General features: G+C 42.7%; 22 protein-coding genes. 13 read left to right on the top strand and 9 right to left on the bottom strand.

All coding sequences use genetic code 11. The features are described from left to right. Positions 1 to 16 precede the first annotated feature (16 nt). Both Q4B79_RS07940 and Q4B79_RS07935 read left to right on the top strand, forming a co-directional pair. Positions 17 to 961: a D-2-hydroxyacid dehydrogenase gene (locus Q4B79_RS07940; RefSeq protein ID WP_303085890.1), complete on the top strand. Its 945-nt coding sequence runs from the start codon at positions 17 to 19 to the stop codon at positions 959 to 961. A 61-nt stretch (positions 962 to 1022) separates the two neighbouring features. After that, entirely contained in the window at positions 1023 to 2252 is a 1230-nt protein-coding gene (locus Q4B79_RS07935; protein WP_303085889.1) for a hypothetical protein, read from the top strand. Between the two features lie 15 nt (positions 2253 to 2267). Here the strand turns inward: Q4B79_RS07935 and Q4B79_RS07930 are convergent, their stop codons facing one another. After that, positions 2268 to 3011, bottom strand: coding sequence for an RluA family pseudouridine synthase (locus Q4B79_RS07930; RefSeq protein WP_303085888.1), 744 nt, complete (start codon positions 3009 to 3011; stop codon positions 2268 to 2270). Between the two features lie 245 nt (positions 3012 to 3256). On the opposite strand from Q4B79_RS07930, the gene trxA reads away from it, so the two are divergent. Next, positions 3257 to 3577 carry a thioredoxin gene (gene trxA, locus Q4B79_RS07925; RefSeq protein ID WP_368500053.1) on the top strand — a complete coding sequence of 107 codons (321 nt, stop codon included), beginning with the start codon at positions 3257 to 3259 and terminating at the stop codon, positions 3575 to 3577. 58 nt (positions 3578 to 3635) lie between these two features. On the opposite strand, the gene Q4B79_RS07920 is transcribed toward trxA, so the two are convergent. Beyond that, complete coding sequence (locus Q4B79_RS07920; RefSeq protein WP_303085887.1) at positions 3636 to 4127, bottom strand: RNA pyrophosphohydrolase; 492 nt, start codon at positions 4125 to 4127, stop codon at positions 3636 to 3638. Between the two features lie 289 nt (positions 4128 to 4416). On the opposite strand from Q4B79_RS07920, the gene Q4B79_RS07915 reads away from it, so the two are divergent. The 7 genes from Q4B79_RS07915 (at position 4417) to Q4B79_RS07885 (ending at position 10693) form a co-directional block, all read left to right on the top strand. Continuing rightward, positions 4417 to 4827 (top strand): OsmC family protein, encoded by a 411-nt coding sequence (locus Q4B79_RS07915; RefSeq protein ID WP_303085900.1) that lies wholly within the window; start codon positions 4417 to 4419, stop codon positions 4825 to 4827. Between the two features lie 2 nt (positions 4828 to 4829). Continuing rightward, a complete protein-coding gene (locus Q4B79_RS07910) occupies positions 4830 to 5261 on the top strand; it encodes an MAPEG family protein (protein WP_303085886.1) in 432 nt (143 codons plus the stop codon). Between the two features lie 257 nt (positions 5262 to 5518). Then, positions 5519 to 5833, top strand: coding sequence for an H-NS histone family protein (locus tag Q4B79_RS07905; RefSeq protein ID WP_303085885.1), 315 nt, complete (start codon positions 5519 to 5521; stop codon positions 5831 to 5833). Between the two features lie 372 nt (positions 5834 to 6205). Next, positions 6206 to 6949: a single-stranded DNA-binding protein gene (locus Q4B79_RS07900; protein ID WP_303085884.1), complete on the top strand. Its 744-nt coding sequence runs from the start codon at positions 6206 to 6208 to the stop codon at positions 6947 to 6949. Between the two features lie 139 nt (positions 6950 to 7088). Continuing rightward, positions 7089 to 8321: a beta-ketoacyl-ACP synthase II gene (locus tag Q4B79_RS07895; RefSeq protein ID WP_303085883.1), complete on the top strand. Its 1233-nt coding sequence runs from the start codon at positions 7089 to 7091 to the stop codon at positions 8319 to 8321. 79 nt (positions 8322 to 8400) lie between these two features. Then, complete coding sequence (locus Q4B79_RS07890; RefSeq protein WP_303085882.1) at positions 8401 to 9150, top strand: tetratricopeptide repeat protein; 750 nt, start codon at positions 8401 to 8403, stop codon at positions 9148 to 9150. 178 nt (positions 9151 to 9328) lie between these two features. Then, positions 9329 to 10693 carry an anthranilate synthase component I family protein gene (locus Q4B79_RS07885; protein WP_303085881.1) on the top strand — a complete coding sequence of 455 codons (1365 nt, stop codon included), beginning with the start codon at positions 9329 to 9331 and terminating at the stop codon, positions 10691 to 10693. Between the two features lies 1 nt (position 10694). On the opposite strand, the gene Q4B79_RS07880 is transcribed toward Q4B79_RS07885, so the two are convergent. Both Q4B79_RS07880 and ccoS read right to left on the bottom strand, forming a co-directional pair. After that, positions 10695 to 11480 carry a sulfite exporter TauE/SafE family protein gene (locus tag Q4B79_RS07880; RefSeq protein ID WP_303085880.1) on the bottom strand — a complete coding sequence of 262 codons (786 nt, stop codon included), beginning with the start codon at positions 11478 to 11480 and terminating at the stop codon, positions 10695 to 10697. Then, positions 11477 to 11668 carry a cbb3-type cytochrome oxidase assembly protein CcoS gene (gene ccoS, locus Q4B79_RS07875; RefSeq protein WP_303085879.1) on the bottom strand — a complete coding sequence of 64 codons (192 nt, stop codon included), beginning with the start codon at positions 11666 to 11668 and terminating at the stop codon, positions 11477 to 11479. Before ccoS ends, Q4B79_RS07880 begins: the two co-directional genes overlap by 4 nt. Before the next feature lie 207 nt (positions 11669 to 11875). Here ccoS and Q4B79_RS07870 point away from each other — a divergent pair, with 207 nt between their 5' ends. Further along, positions 11876 to 13288 (top strand): C13 family peptidase, encoded by a 1413-nt coding sequence (locus tag Q4B79_RS07870; protein WP_303085878.1) that lies wholly within the window; start codon positions 11876 to 11878, stop codon positions 13286 to 13288. 2 nt (positions 13289 to 13290) lie between these two features. Here Q4B79_RS07870 and Q4B79_RS07865 read toward each other — a convergent pair whose 3' ends face one another. Then, positions 13291 to 13935 (bottom strand): DedA family protein, encoded by a 645-nt coding sequence (locus tag Q4B79_RS07865; protein WP_303085877.1) that lies wholly within the window; start codon positions 13933 to 13935, stop codon positions 13291 to 13293. A 196-nt stretch (positions 13936 to 14131) separates the two neighbouring features. Here Q4B79_RS07865 and Q4B79_RS07860 point away from each other — a divergent pair, with 196 nt between their 5' ends. After that, complete coding sequence (locus tag Q4B79_RS07860) at positions 14132 to 14884, top strand: enoyl-CoA hydratase-related protein (RefSeq protein WP_303085876.1); 753 nt, start codon at positions 14132 to 14134, stop codon at positions 14882 to 14884. A gap of 145 nt (positions 14885 to 15029) precedes the next feature. Continuing rightward, positions 15030 to 15917, top strand: a complete 888-nt coding sequence (locus Q4B79_RS07855) for a LysR family transcriptional regulator (RefSeq protein ID WP_303085875.1) — start codon at positions 15030 to 15032, stop codon at positions 15915 to 15917. 93 nt (positions 15918 to 16010) lie between these two features. Here Q4B79_RS07855 and Q4B79_RS07850 read toward each other — a convergent pair whose 3' ends face one another. The 4 genes from Q4B79_RS07850 to Q4B79_RS07835 form a co-directional block, all read right to left on the bottom strand. Continuing rightward, positions 16011 to 17261: a hypothetical protein gene (locus Q4B79_RS07850; protein WP_303085874.1), complete on the bottom strand. Its 1251-nt coding sequence runs from the start codon at positions 17259 to 17261 to the stop codon at positions 16011 to 16013. A gap of 47 nt (positions 17262 to 17308) precedes the next feature. Further along, on the bottom strand, positions 17309 to 18031 hold the full coding sequence (locus Q4B79_RS07845) for a hypothetical protein (RefSeq protein WP_303085873.1): 723 nt from the start codon (positions 18029 to 18031) through the stop codon (positions 17309 to 17311). A 16-nt stretch (positions 18032 to 18047) separates the two neighbouring features. Beyond that, a complete protein-coding gene (locus Q4B79_RS07840; RefSeq protein WP_303085872.1) occupies positions 18048 to 19523 on the bottom strand; it encodes an Eco57I restriction-modification methylase domain-containing protein in 1476 nt (491 codons plus the stop codon). A 2-nt stretch (positions 19524 to 19525) separates the two neighbouring features. Next, positions 19526 to 19818 (bottom strand): S1 RNA-binding domain-containing protein (locus Q4B79_RS07835; RefSeq protein WP_303085871.1); only part of this gene is annotated, 293 nt, incomplete at its 5' end.

Raw genomic sequence — 19818 nt, 5'->3', positions numbered from 1 at the left:
TTAAATGGGAGTTTCCATGAAAGCAGTATTTTTGGATAGAAATACATTTTTATCTAGCCTAACCATGCCTACCCCTAATGGGGTCAGCGAGTATCAGGTGTTTGAGAGTACACCCCAAGATGATGATGTGATTGTGGCACGGTGTGAAGGGGCGGACATTATCATTGTCAATAAAGTGGTCATTGGTAGGGTGGTTATTGAGCGATTGCCAAATTTAAAGCTTATCCAACTGACCGCCACAGGCATGAATAATATCGATTTGGTGGCGTGTGAGGAGTGTGGCGTGGCGGTGCAAAATGTCGCAGGATATAGCACCGACAGCGTGCCAGAGCATACTTTTATGCTTATGCTTACTGCCATGCGTGCAGGGCGACATTATCACACACAAGCAACGGACGGCACATGGCAGGCAGATGGTAAGTTTTGTTTGTTAGATACGCCCATACTGGATTTGGCGGGGCGGACACTGGGCATCGTGGGGCGTGGGGCAATCGGACAAAAAGTAGGGCAAATCGCCACCGCCTTTGGTATGACGGTGCTATACGCTGACAGGGCGGGGGCGACCCCCAGAGAGGGCTACACCGCCTTTGATGAGGTTTTGGCGTGTGCCAATGTGATTAGTTTGCATTGCCCTTTGACGGACGACACGCACCACCTCATCAATGATGACACCATCAGCAAAATGGGTAAAAAACCCCTTATCATCAATGTCGCTCGTGGCGATGTGGTGGATAGTCATGCCATCGTCAGGGGGCTGTTAGAGGGTAAGATTTTGGGTTATGCCAGCGATGTATTTCCCCAAGAGCCACCAACCGATGATGAGCCACTACTTGCCCTAAAAGACCACCCACGAGTGTTTTTTACGCCTCATAATGCATGGGGTAGCGAAAACGCCCAAAGTCGGTTGTGGGCGATATTATGTCAGCGTGTGAGTGGGTTTATTAAGGATAAATCGCTTTAATGATTTGTCAATATTAACATTGTCATTCAATGCGATAAAATATGTGGCGTTGGGGTTATTTATGAAAAAATTACTGCTTTTGTTTGGTGTTGTCTTGTCAGCGTGTGCCGATGTGCCATTAAACCAAAACGCCACCACCCTCATCAATCATCATCACGCACGCCAACAAAGTGCCACACAAACACAAAAGGACAGTTATTATTATCTTTTGGGTATTGGGTCAAAAGATGAGCCATTGCAGGCGGGTAAGGTATATACTGATGAGTTGCAGGCACTTTTAAAGCAACATGCCAGCGAAGAGGAGATATTGGCTTTAAATCAACAACACCCTGTTCATGAAGTTGTTATCTTTGATGAGGGTAATGATGACAACACAGGGTTATTTTGTCAATATCAGGTGAGTGGTTCTCAAAATCCTCATGCGTGTTTTGAGAGCCTCTTGACCCAAAAATTTGACATCTCAAAAAACAAAACTGTCCATGACCGATATGCCACCTTTTTAAAAAACAGCCCAGCAATCATGCAAGGGGATTTTCATTTTTCAATGCATTATCCGCAATATGCGATTTTAATAAAAGGGCAACGACTGCATTTTATTCATTTATTAAAAACCCATCACCCCAGTCAAGTCATGCAAGGGTTACTTGATGAGTTATCCTCATTGCGAGCTTATTTAGCCAATGCCAATCTTTTGATTGATAAAATTCTTTATGCGAATATGATAGCCAATCAAATCCAAACAATTGTATTATATCACACCCACAATCCCACCATAAAACCAACCATATCGCCCATGACTGCTGATGAGCTGAGTTTTAACACGGCAATCACGGGCGAATTTATGGGGGTGTATTATTTATTTAATCATCTGGATAAGGACATCAATACTACTTTATTTTATAAAAAGCACAAAACCATCAATGATGTTGCCAATACCATGAGTGAGCAAATTAACATGGCCAAATTGCCCGCCTCAGAATTTGCTGCCCATTATCATCATGATAATAAGTCAACACAGAAAAAATTAGACCCAACCAATGTGATTGGTAAAACTCTTGCCGATGTTGGCGAGTATGATTACCGCTCATACATGGTCAAGGTAAAATCGCTGGACAATCTGATTAATATTGCCAATCATCATATCAATGGTGTGCCATTAACCAATGTATTTGCTCCCACCCTAACAGGCAGTCTGATAGAAAGCACACATATTTGTTTGCAAAACCCCACAAGTGGCAATGATGTTGCCACAACAAAGCAGGATAAAAAATTTGAGTGTTTAAACATTTAAAGTGTTTAATGGTCATCAAAACGGCACTTCGCTGACCCATTCTAGCCACGCTCCATGTACGGGGTGTTTTAGGCGTAGGCGGTGGGCGTGTAGGTTTGGTCGGTTAGATAATGACAACGCCACGCCCTCAGCATAAATGGGGTCGCCAATCATCACATGACCGATATGCACGCAATGCACTCTAAGTTGGTGCGACCGCCCCGTAACAGGGTATAGGGCAAGGCGAGTTACAGGGTAGCTTTGCCCGTCAAGTTGGCGTAATTCGTGGTGCATGACTTCATAATGTGTCAAAGCTCGCTTGCTCCAAGTCGTGTCCACGATGTGTCTAGGTTTGGTGGTGGGCTCGTAGCGGACAGGAATGTCAATCACGCCTTTTTTATCATCGTTTAGCACCGTGCCAAATACCACCGCTTGATATTCTTTGGTGGGAATGCGGTCAATGAATTGTTTGGATAGATGGGTCTGGGCAGATTCATTTTTGGCAAAAATAATCAGTCCTGAGGTGTCCATGTCAAGCCGATGCACGAGCTTGATGTTGGGATATACCCTAAGCAGGCGAGATTGTAAGCTTACCTTTAATGTACGACCGTCCACACTAAGCAATCCAAAAGGCTTATCGCCCACCCAGATGTCATCATCTTCGTAAACGGTAATAGATTTGATAAAATCCCTAAAAAAATCAATATCTTTGGCATTTTCATCAGCATTCATTAGGGCGATTTTGTCGTCAGTTAGGCGGTCGTGGGTGCGTTGTGTCATGGGTGTTTCGTGGGTGTGAGTTTAGTTGTCTTAATGGGTGTTTTTGACAAATTAAATTTGCCTATGTAAATAATGATTGTTATTATAGCATGAAGTTTTGGGGTGTTTTTTGGGTTTTTGAATATAAATCTTGAAAAATCATCAACACCTCCCATTATGATTTTGATGACACATGCATATTAACACTTGGCGTATTGTGGATTTATGCTTATATTAAATACGCCCCATGATAAAGGTAAATTACCATGACCATCATTAACACCACCGACAGCAGTTTTGAGGCAGATGTTCTTAAATCGGACAAGCCAGTTTTGGTAGACTTTTGGGCCCCTTGGTGCGGTCCTTGTCGTGCCATCGCCCCAACGCTAGAAGAGCTTGATGCTGAATACGCCGACAAATTCCAAATTGTTAAAGTAAACGTAGACGAAAATCCAGAGATTTCAGCACGTTTTGGTATTCGTAGCATTCCTACTTTGTTTGTTTTTAAAAATGGCGAAAAAGTCGATATGGTCATCGGCGGTCAGCCAAAATCAGAATTTGTTAAATTGCTGGATAAGCACCTGTGATATTAACGGTTTTGTGCCGACGCCAAAAAAACAAGCCATGAATTCATGGCTTGTTTTATTATGCTCTCAGTTCGGCTCTTAACGGCAACCTGTCAGCCAGCTCCAAGAGTGCTTTTTGGTATACACCTCTTTTGAAAGGAACAACCTGACCCAAAGGATACCAGTAGCTGACCCATGCCCATTCATCAAACTCAGGTGTTGCAGTATCAAACCGAATAAAGTGTGTATTTTTCTCATCTAGGCGAAGCAAAAACCATTTTTGTTTTTGTCCGATACAGAGTGGCTCTTGTCCAAGTCGAACATAGCGTCTAGGCAGTCGATAACGAAGCCAATCATGCGTAACCCCAAGCACATCAACATGATGTGGGGATAGCCCAACCTCTTCATATAACTCACGATACATCGCATCAAGCGGTGTCTCGCCATAGTCAATCCCCCCTTGTGGGAATTGCCAGCTATCATGTCCGATGCGTTTGGTCCACAGCACCTGCCCTTCTGTATTTGCCAAGATGATACCGACATTGGCACGAAAGCCATCTGCATCAATCATGACGAAAACCTTAAATTTATCAAAGCCAAATGGTTGGCAAATTATTAGCGACTATTAAACCAAATTTTTGACAAAATGTGTAACATTATTTTGCTTAAAAATGTTTCTAAATGATAAGTTGATGATAAATTTCACAAAAACCGTCAATTTTTATGAAGTTTTGGGATTTGTGGAGTGAGACTGACGATGGGTAGGGTGGTGTATGCAAATTTGCCCTTTGGTAAATTTGTGCTAAAATGGGCAATTTGTGTGGCATAAACCCTATATAATGAGGTAAAACATGAGTGATATGAACGCCAGTGTTCGCTGGCTAAAAAATGACGTGATTAATTTTGAGGCAACCAGTGGCTCAGGTCATCAGGTGGTGCTAGATTCTGCTCAGACGCTTGGGGCTAGACCGATGGAGCTGATTTTGATGGGGCTTGGCGGCTGTGCCAGCTATGATGTGGTGAGTATTCTGCAAAAATCTCGTCAAGCCATTCGTGATGTTCGCTGTGAGGTGTCGGCAAAGCGTGCCGATAGCGTGCCTGCGGTTTTTACCGACATTCATTTGCATTTTATTGTGGAGGGGGAGAACATCAAAGAATCCGCTGTCGCCAAAGCGGTTGAGCTATCCGCCACCAAATATTGTTCCGCCTCAAAAATGCTGGCTGACGGTGGGGTAAATATCACGCACGATTTTGAAATTTTGGCGGTGTAATGATGGCTATAAGCTGGGTCATGTTATTTTCTGATAAAGCCAGTCATGCCATCATTGCTGTTGTGGTGGCGTGTCTTTTACCTTTTGTTTGTGCATTTTTGGCAAAGCTTGTAGGGGGATTTGACTTTAAGACAGACAACCAAAACCCACGTGAATTTTTAGCAAAAAGTACAGGGCTGTCAGCACGGTTAAATGCTTCGCAAGCCAATAGCTTTGAGAGTTTGCCAATGTTTATTGGTGCGGTCATCTTTGCCATGTATGCGTTCGTCCCCCAAAATATCGTCAACGCAGTGGCATGGCTGTATGTGCTATTGCGTGTCATTTATGTGATGGCGTATGCCATGAATTTGGCGTTATTTCGCTCGGTGATTTGGGCGTTATCGCTGACATGTTGTTTGCAGTTATTTTATCTTTCCATAAAAGCATTGTCATAAATAAAATATTTGATGGATTATGATAGAATGTTTATTAAAATTATCGATAAAAATAACAAATTTTAATAAAATTATTTGTATTTTTTTAATAAAATATGTTAACATATCAATATGAGTAAAGTTGATTTGGTGTTTAATTGATTTTTACTTAACAAACCGTTGATTGTACTGCCCAAAATATCAAACGTATCAGATGACTTTGCGGTTTTGTCTTTTATTTTGATTGTGTTGGGTGTTATCTTTAAAGAGGATTTATTATGACTGGTGTTAATATTGATGCATTGAGCGTTGAACAGCTAGAAGCGTTGGCAAAAGACGCACAAGCCAAAATCAAACAAAAGCAAGCACAGGGTCTAAAAGACGCTTATTTGCAATTTAAACAAATCGCCAAAGAGCATGGTTCTACCATTGAAGAAATTCTAAAAGTAGGCAAAAAAGCTCAAAAAGAAAGCAATGTGGCATACCGTGATCCAGCCAACCCAAAAAACGTTTGGGCAGGTCGTGGTCGTAAACCAGCTTGGCTTGAAGCTGCTTTGGCACAAGGCAAAAAGCTAGAAGATTATGCCGTGTAATCACAGAGCAAGATTTTCTTGACTGTGCCATCAAATAAGTCAGGATTTTTTATTCTGGCTTATTTTTATCGATAAGATGTGCCGATATTTTGATTTGTAATTCATGGTCTAAAATCTTGTGATTGCAAAGCATTGAATCGTTTCATGACCGAGATGATTTGGGTTGTCATTGTTAATAAATATCGGCAGGCTTTAATGATTAAGACAGATATAAAAGACCAAACAACAAGACTGAGGATGAGTTAAAATAGCAAAAATCGATGTGCATAAAATCCAAAATGTTGATAAGAGATGTATTTGATTTTTTATATGGTCGGCAAAATAACAGCAAGTGGTGTGCTGTTTTAAGTAAAACAAAATTTGAGAAATGTTATGGCAAGTATTAATAAAGCTATCATCGTAGGTAGATTGGGTCAAGACCCAGAGGTTCGTCAATTTCAAAATGGCGGTAGCTTAACCAGCATTAATGTAGCGACCAGCGACCGTTGGACAGATAAAAATACAGGCGAACAAAAAGAACAAACCGAATGGCATCGAGTGAGCCTATTTAATCGCTTGGGCGAGATTGCCGCTCAATACCTGCGTAAAGGGTCGCTGGTGTACATTGAGGGTAGTTTACATACTCGCAAATATACTGATGCTCAGGGTATCGAGCGTTATAGCACAGAGATTCGTGCCAATCAAATGCAAATGCTAGACAGACGTGAGGGCGGTCAAGGGCAGGATTGGCAAGGTGGCGGCTGCGGCAACCGTCAAAATAACACAAACACCTACAACCAACCAGGTCAATGGGGCGGTCATGATGGCCACCAAAATCATCATGGTGGTGGCTTTGGTGGCGGTCAATTTCAGGGCGGTAATTTTAACAATCAATTTCACTCCAACCAAAATGGCTTTGGTCAAGGCATGCCAAGCTATCAAAACAACAACCCTAATCAAGGCTTCGGTCAACAAGGTGGCATGCCAAATCAAGGCATGGGAGGCATGGAACAGAGCATGGGTCAAGGCATGAACGTGCCAGCCTCAAACCCATTCATGAACGATAAGCCAGTCCCCACAAAGGCGGTAACCCCACCAGTGGATACCAAGCCTACTGATGAAGATTTACCATTTTAGTTGACCAGTCATGACACCAAGACGGCGATGAGAGTATCGCCGTTTTTTTATTTTAAATTTTCATTGAAAAAATCCCCTTTTTAGGTCATAATTTGTTACAATAATACCGCTACATCTGTAAACTTTTTTGGAAAAATTTATGAAACGAGTCGTCATCACAGGCATGGGCATTGTCAGCAACATTGGCAATAATTTAACCAGCGTTACCGAAAGTCTAAAAACAGGCAAATCAGGCATCATCTTTAATCAAAGCTATGCCGACAATGGCTTTAAATCGCAAGTTTCTGGTTCTATTGACAAGGATGCCCTAGACACCGCCCAAATTGACCGCAAATTAAAACGCTTTATGTCGGACGCAAGCCTATATGCCTATGTCTCGGCATTGTCCGCCATTGAAAATGCAGGTCTCACCCTTGATGAGGTGGCGGATAATGTGCGAGTGGCGGTGGTGGCAGGCTCAGGCGGAGCAAGCACAGCCGATGTCGTAACATCAGTGGATAACATGAAAGAGAAAGGACTGCGGGGCGTGGGGGCGGTTGCCGTGCCTAAGATTATGAGTAGCACCGTCTCTGCCACACTTGCTACTGGATTAAAAATCAAAGGCATTAGCTATTCTTTGTCATCTGCCTGTGCCACATCCAGCCACTGTGTTGGGCACGCGATGGAGCTTATCCAGCTTGGCAAAGCCGATGTGGTGCTGGCAGGTGGTGGCGAGAGCGAGCATTGGACGCAGTCATGCATGTTTGATGCGATGGGGGCGATGAGTACCCAGTACAACGACACACCCACCACCGCCAGTCGTCCTTATGACACCACCCGTGATGGTTTTGTCATCGCAGGTGGGGGTGGTATGGTGGTCGTGGAGAGCCTAGAACACGCCACCGCTCGTGGGGCGACTATCTTAGCAGAGATTGTCGGCTATGGGGCGACATCAGACGGAGCGGAAATGGTCGCTCCAAGTGGAGAAGGGGCAACTCGCTGTATGCAAATCGCCCTAACGCAAGCAGGGCTTGACACGGTGGACTATGTAAACTCACACGGCACCAGCACGCCACTTGGCGACATTACCGAGCTAAATGCCATCGCAGATGTGTTTGGCGGTGCGGATAAAACACCGCCCATTAGCTCCACCAAATCCATGACAGGGCATAGCCTAGGAGCGGTGGGCGTGCAGGAGCTGATTTATTGTGTGCTGATGATGAATCATGACTTTATCGCCCCAAGCATTAACATCACCGACATGGACGAAAAAGCCAAGCCCTTTGACATCGTCCAAACCACCCGCCAAACCAAGATTCACTCGGTCATGAGTAACAGCTTTGGTTTTGGGGGAACCAATTCGGCACTGGTGATAAAGAAGTTTGAAAACTAATCCAACTGACAAAGCCTGTTGTGATGACAGGCTTTTGTGTTAATATGCACAAAAATAAGCTAATAACGAAGGACAAAACATGAAACTCACCCACATTTTATCCGCCATCGCTTTGGCGTGCAGTCTAGCCATCTCTGCCCCTGCAATGGCAGATGATTTTGATACAGCAACAGCGTATTATGAACAGCAAAATTATACCCAAGCTTTCCCTATCTTTAAACGACTGGCAGAGCAGGGCAATGCCGATGCTCAATATAATTTGGGATATATGTATCACAATGGATATGGCGTAAAACAAGACTATACCCAAGCAGTGAGCTGGTATCGTAAGTCGGCTGAACAAGGGTATGCAAAGGCTCAAAATAATTTGGGTGCCATGTATGATGAGGGGCAAGGTGTCAAACAAGACTATGGGCAAGCCATCAGTTGGTATCGTAAGTCGGCAGAACAAGGGGATGCAGAGGCTCAATTTAATTTGGGTGCGATGTACGATGAAGGATATGGCGTTAAACAAGACGACCAGCAAGCATTCAGTTGGTATCATAAAGCAGCACAGCAGGGAAATGCAGATGCTCAATATAATCTAGGCAATATGTATGGTGATGGACGAGGTGTTCGCCAAAGTCATGGTAAAGCGATGATGTGGTATAAAAAAGCCTATGAGCAAGGCAAGGTAGATGCCGCCTATAACATCGCTGTGATGTATGACAGTGGCGAGGGCGTGCGTCAAAATAAAAAAGAAGCCAAAGAATGGTACGGCAGAGCCTGTGATTTGGGTGATCAAGAAGGCTGTGATGAGTCAAAAAATCTTGTTAAGCAAGGCTATTGATGTTGGCGTGTCTTGATGAGACAAGTTTTATAAAGGCGGTCTGTACCGCCTTTGTTGTGATTAATGAGATGGTTGATGGTGTGGCTAGCGTGTGTGATGGGTTTTGGCTGTTTTTTAAAAGGGGCTTTTGTTTTTGGGTGTTTTGTTTTACAATTTGCCTTTTATTGACCGCTTAACAATGCTCACTCATCATTTTACCACCCCCCACACCCCAAGCGAGCTGACCGCCCTGATTGCCACGCACTACCCCAACTGGCAGGTGTGTTTTTTAAATAACAATCATCGCCCTGTGATTGGTATTTGCCCAAAAACCGCTTGGCAGGTTGAATTTGACGGCACATTTACTGCCCACCGCTGCGACCGCCACACAGGGCAAAGCTTTGCCTATGCCATCACTTACAGCGATTGGCAAAATGAACTGATTGCTTATAGCAAGAATTTTGATTGCCCCACCCAAAAAGACGAATACACACACGGACTTATGGGCTTTATTGGTTATGACATGAGTGCCAATCATTTAAATGCCAACATCGGCATTAAAAAAAATCAGCCCTGTGCGTATTTGGGGCATTATGATATTTATTTAAAAAAGAGCGATACTGGATTTGAGCTTTTTGGTATTGATGTTGATGAATTATTTTTTAATGAGATTAAAGATAATTTAGCAAATTTATTAAAAGAAAAATTAACATCGCCCACACCCACCCAATTTAACCCCACTTGGCAAAAACAAGATTATATCAATGCCTTTAACCATACCCAAGAATACATCAAAGCAGGCGATACTTATCAAATTAACTTAACGCAAAGATGGCAAGCGGATTTGGCTAATTTATCCAGCCATTTGCCCAATTTACAAAATCAAATGAACGCCCCTTTTGCAGGCTATTTACAATTAACCAATTTTGAATTATTATCCGTATCGCCAGAATTGTTTTTCGAATTTTATCAGGAAAATGGCAACATTCATCTGATTACCAAACCCATCAAAGGCACACGCCCCCGCCACAGCGACCCTATTATTGATGATAAATTAAAAAACGAACTCACAAACAGCGAAAAAGACATCAGCGAAAATTTGATGATTGTGGATTTATTAAGAAACGATTTGGGCAAATACGCCAAAGTTGGCACAGTAAAAACGCCCAAACGCTTTGCCATTGAAAGTTTTAAAAATGTTCATCATATGGTCAGCACCATTACCGCCAATTTAAAAGAAATACATTCCTTAGAAGTGTTATTTGGCTCACTACCAGCAGGCTCAATCACAGGCACGCCTAAAAAACGAGCCTGTGAGATTATTGATGAATTAGAAATCAGCCCACGCGGGGCATATTGTGGTACGATGGGTTATTTAAATTTTGATGGCACGGGCATTTGGAATGTGCTGATTCGCACGTTGCAAAAGTCAGACAAAGTAGAGCTTTGGGCAGGGGGTGGCGTTACCATCAAATCAGAATTGGACAGCGAATACCAAGAATGTATGGATAAAGTAGGGGCTATCCTTGCTGTTTTTGACAAAAAAGGGTGCAATGCACCCTAAATTAGTGATGATGTGTACTGTGGTCGTGTTCGTGGTTGGCGTGGTCGCTCATGGCATGCTGATGGGTCATGTGAGTGGTGTCATCGTGGGTGTGGGCGTGATGGTGGTTGTGATGACCGCCACCATTATGCGTCATGACTAAGATGCCAGAGATAAGCATGATGGCACCGCTAAATCGGCGTAGGTTAAAGGCTTTAACTTTTTGTTGGAGCCACGAGAGTGTCGCCCCTGTCAAAGCAAGCATGGGAATTGTGCCAAGTCCAAACATCGCCATAAACAGCACGCCCATCATTGGTTCGCTGGTTGCCGAAATACTCACCGCCATCACTAATGCTCCGTACACCATACCACAAGGGAGTAGTCCCCACAGCAGTCCTGCCGATAGGGCTTTTGGTATACTATCCATTGGTAGTACCTTTTGGCGAATGGGAGCAAGAGCCTGCCAGAGACCTAAGCCCACTTTTTCAAGGCGATTTAAAATGGGCAAACCAAGCATGAGTAGAGAGGCAAAAATAATCGCCAATCCCAGTATGATGCGTGGCAGGGCATTGCCAGTGATAAAAGGGGCTAGCACTGTCTCGCCCACCAATGTCGCAACCAGTCCCAACCCCATATAGCTAAGTATGCGACCCACATGATAGCTGGCGATGAGTATGCCTCGTTTTTGGGGGTTTAGGTTTTTCATGCTGATACCAAAGGCGGCAACGATACCACCACACATGCCCATGCAGTGTGGTGAACCCAAAAACCCCATGGCAAGAGCAGGAATGAGTAAAGCGAAGTTCATGAGTTATCCTTGGAGGTGTTTGTTTGGCTTGGGGTTTCACGGCGAGCTTGACGGTCGTCCAAGATGATTTGGTCAGGAGCGTTATCCAAGTCCTCAAATTGGTTGGATTTAACGGCATACACAATCGCCCAAATCGCCACAGCAAACAGCATAAGACTAAGTGGAATCAACAAATAAATACTACCCATAGCGTTTTGGATGTCAAAATAATCGTTATTTTATCACACTTATAATAATAATCCATGAGACATTTTAAAAACCCATAAAATTTATGAGGATTTGGCAAATTTTATGATAAATTGTGATGATGGCATACTAATTTTCTATAAAATAACTTGCGACATTTGCTAATTTTTGCGACAATAGTGCTATTTATCCAGTTAAAGGGCATTGGTTTGTCATTAGCTTCCCTAAAAATTCAGTCCTTGCCAAGATTTTCACTTAACTTCGCCGCCAACATCGTTGCCTCCTTGTGGATGTTGGCTGGCTCGGTGCGTGCTTTTCATTGGGTTAAGCCAACGTTTGGGCAGTTTGTGCTGTTTGCGGTGTTGGCATTGGCATCAAACATCTTGTTTGGCTGGCTGGCTTCCAGTATGGGTAGTGAGTTTAATGAGCAAGGGCTTATCAGTTATCTGATTTGGCCGACCGTCATGCTGGTGGTGGGGATTTTGCTTGCCAAACGCACCCAAAACTATGCACTACTATTTGTGCCTGTGATTTTGTGGCTGGTGGCGGACACACTCCTTGTGCTACTACAAAGTGGCGTGCAATTTTTAATCCTTCAAAACTGGCTGCCTCACTGGCTGTATGATGTCATGCCACTAATTTTTATGGCGTTATTTGTGTGGCAGACGACGGCACTTTTGTGGGTGTTTGCCAAACGACTGCACTGGCCGTGGTGGGAACAAGCGGTCATGATGGCAGGGGCGATTGCTCTTTTGGCGGTTTGGCAAAAAAACGTCGCCGACCAACCGATTTTTAAGGTAAAAAATCCCATGCCGACCATTTCTGAGGTGGAATTTTATGCCCAACCGATGATTTTGGCTGACCATTTGACCCAAATTGAAAAAGGCGAGAGTGGTAAGAGCGAATGGTATTTTATGGGCGTGGCTGGCTACGGCGAGCAAGATGTGTTTAAAAGCGAGATTGAGCAGGCACGTCAGCTGTTCGATGTACGCTTTGGCACAAAGGGTAAGTCGGTAATGCTCATCAATAACAAATCCACATGGCAGACAGATGCCATCGCCAGTAAGACCAGCATTCATGAGGCATTGCAAGTCATTGGTAAGCAGATGAATAGCGATGAGGATGTGCTGTTTTTGGCGCTAAGTTCGCATGGGGCGGTGGCAGAAGACGGTCAGATTTTGGGGGATTTGGTGCTTGATAATCCGCCACTTGACCTTGATGATATTGACCCAGTGTGGCTAAAAGAAACGCTCGATGCCTCTGGTATCCGCTGGCGTGTGATCGTGGTGTCATCTTGTTATTCTGGGGTGTTTATTGAAGCGTTATCATCGCCAACCACGCTGATTATGACTGCCTCTGCTGCCGATAGAGCGTCCTTTGGCTGTAATCATGATGCGGATTTGACGTATTTTGGGCGAGCGTTTTTTGCTGAGAGCTTGCGTGAGAAAAATACCTTTGAGGAAGCGTTTGCCTACGCCACCAAACGTGTCAGTGAGCGAGAGGCTTTGATGGGGCTTACGCCGTCTAAGCCACAGATGGACATGGGTAGCTTAATGAAGACGGCGTTACCTGAGCTTGAAAAGTCGTTATTTGAAAACAGTCAAGAGCCAAAAGCTCCATGAGATTATGAAGATTTTTGGCGTTTATTTTTAATAAAGCCAATCACAACAGGCAATGTGGTAATGGCAATGATACCAAAAATCACGTAGGTAAAATTCTCCTTGATGATGGGCTGATTGCCAAAAAAATACCCAAGCAGTATAAAAGAACCAATCCACAAAAACCCACCAATGGCATTATATGCCAAAAACCGCTGATAATGCATGCTCCCTGCCCCTGCCACAAAAGGAGCGAAGGTGCGAGCAAATGGCAAAAATCGTGCAAAAATCACGGTCTTGCCACCATGCTTATCAAAAAAGGCTTGGGTTTTTTTTAGGTGTTCTTGATTAATCCAGCGGGTATTTAACTCAAAAACCTTTGGGCCGATGGCTTTGCCGATGTGGTAGTTGAGAGTATCGCCCAGTACCGCCGCCACAAACAGCAGTCCGATGAGTAGGGCGGGATTTAACGCTCCTGTTACCGCTGCCAATGCTCCTGCGGCAAATAACAGACTATCTCCGGGTAAAAACGGCATGACCACAAGACCTGTTTCTACAAAAATAATCAAAAATAAAATCCCATAAATCCACATGCCGTAGTCGGTAAGAAATTGTGCCAAATGCTTATCAATGTGCAAAATAAAATCAAAAAGCTGTAAGATGATGTCCATGAGGGTAAGCCATTTTAAAAATAACGCTAAATTATATAATAAAAGACAAACGCTCACATCATAATTTGTACAAAAATTGTGTCTAAGATTGATTGAAAATACAAAACCTAAAATATCAAACTTGCCAGTCATTTTCCTAGCTTGTTTTGCATGGCTTTCTTGCTAAAATAAAACGCCCATTCACACGAGCCAAACCATGTCAAATTTTATCCAAACTTCCGTTAATAATGGCATATTAGAAATCACCCTAAATCGCCCCGATAAGAAAAATGCCCTTACCAACGCCATGTACGCTGACATGGTATCCGCCTTGATGAGTGCCAAAACGGACGATGACATTAAGGTTGTTTTGTTTAGTGCGGTGGGGGATTATTTTAGTGCAGGCAATGATTTGGCGGATTTTTTGGCGATTGCTCGTGATGGAGGCGATTTTGAAAAAGCACAAGGCGTGGCGTTTATTCGTACGCTTTCTGACTATCCTAAACCCATTGTTTGTGCGGTAACAGGGGCGGGTGTGGGGATTGGCACAACACTCCTACTGCATGCCGATTTGGTATATGTCCAAAAATCCGCTCGCCTTAGCACGCCCTTTGTCAATCTTGCCTTAGTTCCCGAAGCATCATCGAGCCTGCTTTTGACCGAACGGATTGGACATGTGCGAGCTTTTGAAATGCTTGTCATGGGCGAGTCAATCACAGGACAAACCGCCCATGAGTGGGGGCTTGCCAATGCTTGTTTTGAGACAGCTGATGAAGTTTTAGCCACCGCTCGCCAAAAGGCACAGCACCTTGCCAAACTGCCCGCCATTGCACTTTTGCAAACCAAAGCCTTAATGAAAAATACCAACGCCATTCAAGCGAAAATGGAACAAGAACTCGTTTTGTTTAATGAACGGTTAAAAAGTGATGAAGCAAGGGCGGTTTTTGCTCAATTTTTTAACAAGCAATAAGACGTTACTCATGTGCTAAGTGTCATAAGTGTCATCGGCAGACTTTGCCGTCATGAAATATCAATCTTTTTATTCTTAGTCTACCTTGACCTGAAAAATTTTTGATTTTATGATACCATGATGAAAATTTTTAAACCAAACCGCCATGCTTGAAATCCGCCACCTACAAATGCTTGCTACCCTTGCTCGTCATGGCTCGCTTGCCACGACCGCTGATGAACTTAATTTGACTGCCTCCGCCATTTCTCATCAATTAAAAGAACTTGAAAGCTATTATGACATCACGCTTGTGAACCGCCGTACACGCCCAGTTACGTTTACACCAGCAGGTAAACTTGTGCTACAACTGGCGGATAATGTCCTGCCACAGGTCGTTCGCACCAAAGCCGACATCAAGCGTCTGGCTCATGGACAATCAGGGCGATTACGTTTGGCGAGTGAGTGTCATAGCTGTTTTGATTGGCTCATGCCAATTTTGAATGTGTACCGCAAAACTTATAGCGATGTGGAGCTGGATTTTGCCTCAGGCTTTGAACCAGAGCCACACCAAATGCTCATCGATGGCGACATTGATTTACTCATCACAGCGAGCAATTTGCCGATTGAGGGTTTGTATTATCAGCCCTTATTTACTTATGAAAGCCGTTTGGTGATGTCGCCTGCTCATCGCTTGGCGAGTTATCAGCATATTACCCCTAGCGACTTGGTGGAGGAGACTTTGATTGTCTATCCTGTGGAGCAAGAGAGGCTTGACATCATCGCCAAATTTTTAAATCCTGCGGGCATTACCCCCAAAAACATTCGCACCACTGAGCTGACCGCCATGCTCATACAGCTGGTGGCATCTGAGCGGGGCGTGTCAGCGTTGCCTGATTGGGTGGCGAGCGAGTATGAGAAAAAAGGCTGGGTGATTTCTCGGACACTCGGAGACGGCGTGCATTGTCAGCTTTATGCAGGCGTGCGACAAAGTAGCCTAAACATGGCGTATATGACGGGGTTTTTGGGGTTGTTGGAGGGGATTAAAAAGCCGTGATGATTGACATCATCGCAAACTGTAAGGCATGCCATGCACCAAGTTTAAGCGGTGTATTGACGCACTTTGTGAATGAAGTTGGCTACACCTTTACTATTTAGTCAAACTCACTTTCCACACACCACCGTCCGCCAGTAACAAATAACCAAAAGTATCATTGGATACAGTACGCACTATGGGAGCGGGTAGGGTGTCATTTAGGGCAATCAAGCCATCAGGAGTCATCATACTCATCTGGCGATAGCCTTTATGAGGAATGAGAGCGAACATATAACGACCTGCCACCAAATTGGTATCAAACGCACCAATGGCATGGTTAGAATAACCCTTACCCAATACCTTTTCATTGAGCTTATCGCCAATTTGGGTGTACTCGACCAACCGCCCGACCAAATGGGGCATTTGCACCGAATACAATTTATCATCAAACACAAAAGGCGACTGCCAGCGATTGCTAGGTAGGGGCGTGCTTTGGGCGATGAGTTGTAATTGACTGTCCACATTGTCAATGATGACCGCACTTGCTCCATGCCCACCGCCTGCAAGTGTCGTTACTAGGCGATGACCTTTGCCGTTGGGTAGGATTTCAAAGCTATTTGCCTCAAAGACTGCTCCTTTGACCGTTAGGGGTTTGGCAAGTGGGGTTAGGCTGTGGCGTTCTAAAAATTGTACTTGCCCTGCCTCGATGTCATCGCCCAGTACCCCATGCTGATAGGTGGTGCTGTCGGGGTGGGATAGCACGGCGATATGTCCCTCGCTGTTATCGCCTGTAAAATTAATCTGCACGGGGCGAGCGTCTGGCAGTACAGGGGAAAAACTTGCAACCACCTCAACGCCATCGCCCACCACTTCAAGGCGGACAAGGCTTGCCGTGCCGTCATCGTGTGTTTGTACCGCTATGGTGGCAAATGGGAGCATGAGCATGGCAGAGTGGGGCGAGAGGTGGATGGTGGAGTGGTAAGTTTTGCCGTTTTGGATTAGGGTAAAATGACCGTCTTTGTTAGCAAAGGCGATTTTATCAAACTTTACCACAGGAGTCACGATAGGAGTCACGATTGGCGATACGCCCTCAGCAAGTTTGGCAGGTCTGTCAGGGTGTGGCACTTGCCATAGCTCGCCTTTGTCATTGATGACCATAAGATAGCCCACATCATCAAGGGCGATTTGTTTGGCAAGTCCGACTTTGGATAAGTCAAGCTCTGTCAGTTCATAAAATCCTTCACGCACCGTTTGGTGTTGGGTGGTTTTGGTGGCAGGTTCGGTGCTGGGTTTGGCACAGGCGGATAAGCTCGCCCCAAGTAGGACGAGGCTTAGGGTGAGGGTGATTTTAATTTTTGTGGTCATAAAGTAAAAAGTTGTCTAAAAAAGTTTGAGTATTAAAAGTGATGATTTTATTGTGATAAAACCCTATAAACAACTTTGTTGATAAATTTTTCATAGTCATTTAATATTAAATTTGAACCTAATGGCTTATCATCAAATTTAGATGATGTGCTTAGAATTAAATTTTGTTCGGAGTGTAATTTTAAATAATGATTGGTGTAATCATATCTATTGTTTAGGTCGAATATATGTTTAGCTGATAAATCAATAACATATATTAGCGTTTTGGTTGGACTGTGTAGCCAGCACTCATTATCATCATTAGACAGAATTTTATATTTTTCAAAATGATGTTCGTTAAATTGTTCCCATTTGCTGAATTCTCCTGTGTTTTTATAATAAGGTAATTGGCTAGGTATGATAAAAATTTGAAAATAAAGAATATTATTACTTCTGATGTTGGCAGTTTCTCCAAGCATATTTTCAAAATAATTATTGGCGTTTTGAGCATAATTTTGCATGACAAACTTCACAGCAATGCCAGCAATAGGCTTACTATTTTCAAAAATAGTAATATCTACATTTTTATTGATGTATCTGCCTTGTATTTTACCTTCATTTTGTTCTCCAAATCCCAAGGATTTAATTTGATAATCACCGCCCAAACGCTCTGATAAATCATGAGCAATCGCCCCATGTAATATCTTTAACTTCTCATTACTGCGAGAACTGGTGCTTAAAAACTTAATAAAAGAATCTCTTAGTACTTCTAAAAATCGTTGGTTATTCATGGTTATACCTTGTATATTAAATCAGACCATATGATTTAATTTGTTTACTAGATAATGATTTGTATCCGCCAGACATATCTTTACCTGTCAGGCGAGCATAATGTAAAAACTCTGGCGAACTTAGTGCATTTTTAGCAATTTGCCAATCCACATCATCATCTTTTTTGGTTAAAAAAATACCTGAATAAACCAATACTTCTTTTGGTAATTGAAAAAAGTTGATTTGTTGATTTACTAGTGTGCTAACAACTATTTTTTCTTGATGAGAGGTTTGTAAACCTTGACTGCGACCAAATTCAAACCATTGAGCTTTTTTGTCGCTGTCTCTTTTTAATAATTCTGTTTTATGTTTTAATAAATAATCGTATGCTAAGGGAAAGTTACTTGCTAATTCTTGTTCATCGTAAGCTAAATATCGTCCATTTTTATTGACATAGGGAAATATTATATGCTCTATATCGTCAGATGAGCCTTTATAGCGTGAACCTTTGACAACAGGTCTTAATACAGCTGTTTCTATCATTGTTCCATGAAATAATGATAAGCCATTCTCTTGATGTATGGCTTTATCAATAAAAATTTTATCTCTTAGTGTGGCAAAACCATACTGTATATTAAAATAATCTTGTAGGGATTTTTGTTTATTATTGTTTATTTTTGATAAAAATTCACTATTTTCTTTGTTGGCAAATATCCACTTTTTTGGGTCTAATTGACAATAATTGATACGATTAATTTCATGAAATTTATTATTGACTAGTTCTTTATAAATAAAATAATCATTTTGATAAGAATTATCAAAAACACTAATAGAGGTATAGGTAGAATAGCCATCAAATACTTTATTTGATTTTAAATCATATAGTAATTTTAATTTTTTTTCATTTTGCAAAAATTGGCGGAAATCACGATATGAGTTATTGTATAAAAAGCTGTTTGGTGTGATAAATCCAAATTTTCCTCTTTCATTTAACATAAAAAAACACATTTCAAAAAAAGCCAAATACAAATCTGTTGTGCCTTTGGTGAATTGAAATTTTTCTTTTAATATGTTTCTGGTTTCATCATTTAAATTATGTAAACGCACATAAGGGGGATTACCCACAATCCAATCAAAATAACGGGGATAATTTTGATAAAAATCTAAGGTATTTTTGTGATAAATTCGCCATGAGATAGAGCTAATACCAAGTTTTTCTTTGGTAATTTGATTTAATCTATTAATGCATTGATCACAAGCTGATTTATCAATTTCTACACCGATGATATATTCACTCAATTCATCAGAAATTTGTTGATGGGTTAAGCCGTTATCAATGCCTGCCTGAATATAACGGCTGACCATTTCGCACAAAAATTGACCTGAACCACAGGCAGGTTCTAAGGCATATCGCCTCAAAATCCGCTTGCCTGTGTAATCTGTGGCATTTAATATCTCTTGCACAATCCAAGTAGGCGTGGGAACTTGCCCTAATTGTTTGATTTTACTCACAATTATTTACTCCGTTTACTCTTAGTCTTTTTAGGCTCTTCCCCCACCTTCTCCACCAACGCAAAATCTACTTGCAATAAATCCATATTCACGCCAGCCACCTTAATCAAAAGCTGTTCGCCCAGTTTAAAGGTCGTACCAAGCTCACCGATGAGGGCTTGCTCTCGCTCGTTGTATTCATAATACTCCGCCGATAGGTTGGAGATGTGTATCAGCCCATCAATGAACAACTCATTTAAAGTGATAAATAGTCCAAAGTTCGTTACGGTGGTAATCGTCCCCACAAAGTCATCGC

The sequence above is a fragment of the Moraxella sp. genome, assembly GCF_030525845.1.
Lineage (GTDB): Bacteria > Pseudomonadota > Gammaproteobacteria > Pseudomonadales > Moraxellaceae > Moraxella.
This window is presented reverse-complemented; position numbering and strand designations above follow the sequence as displayed.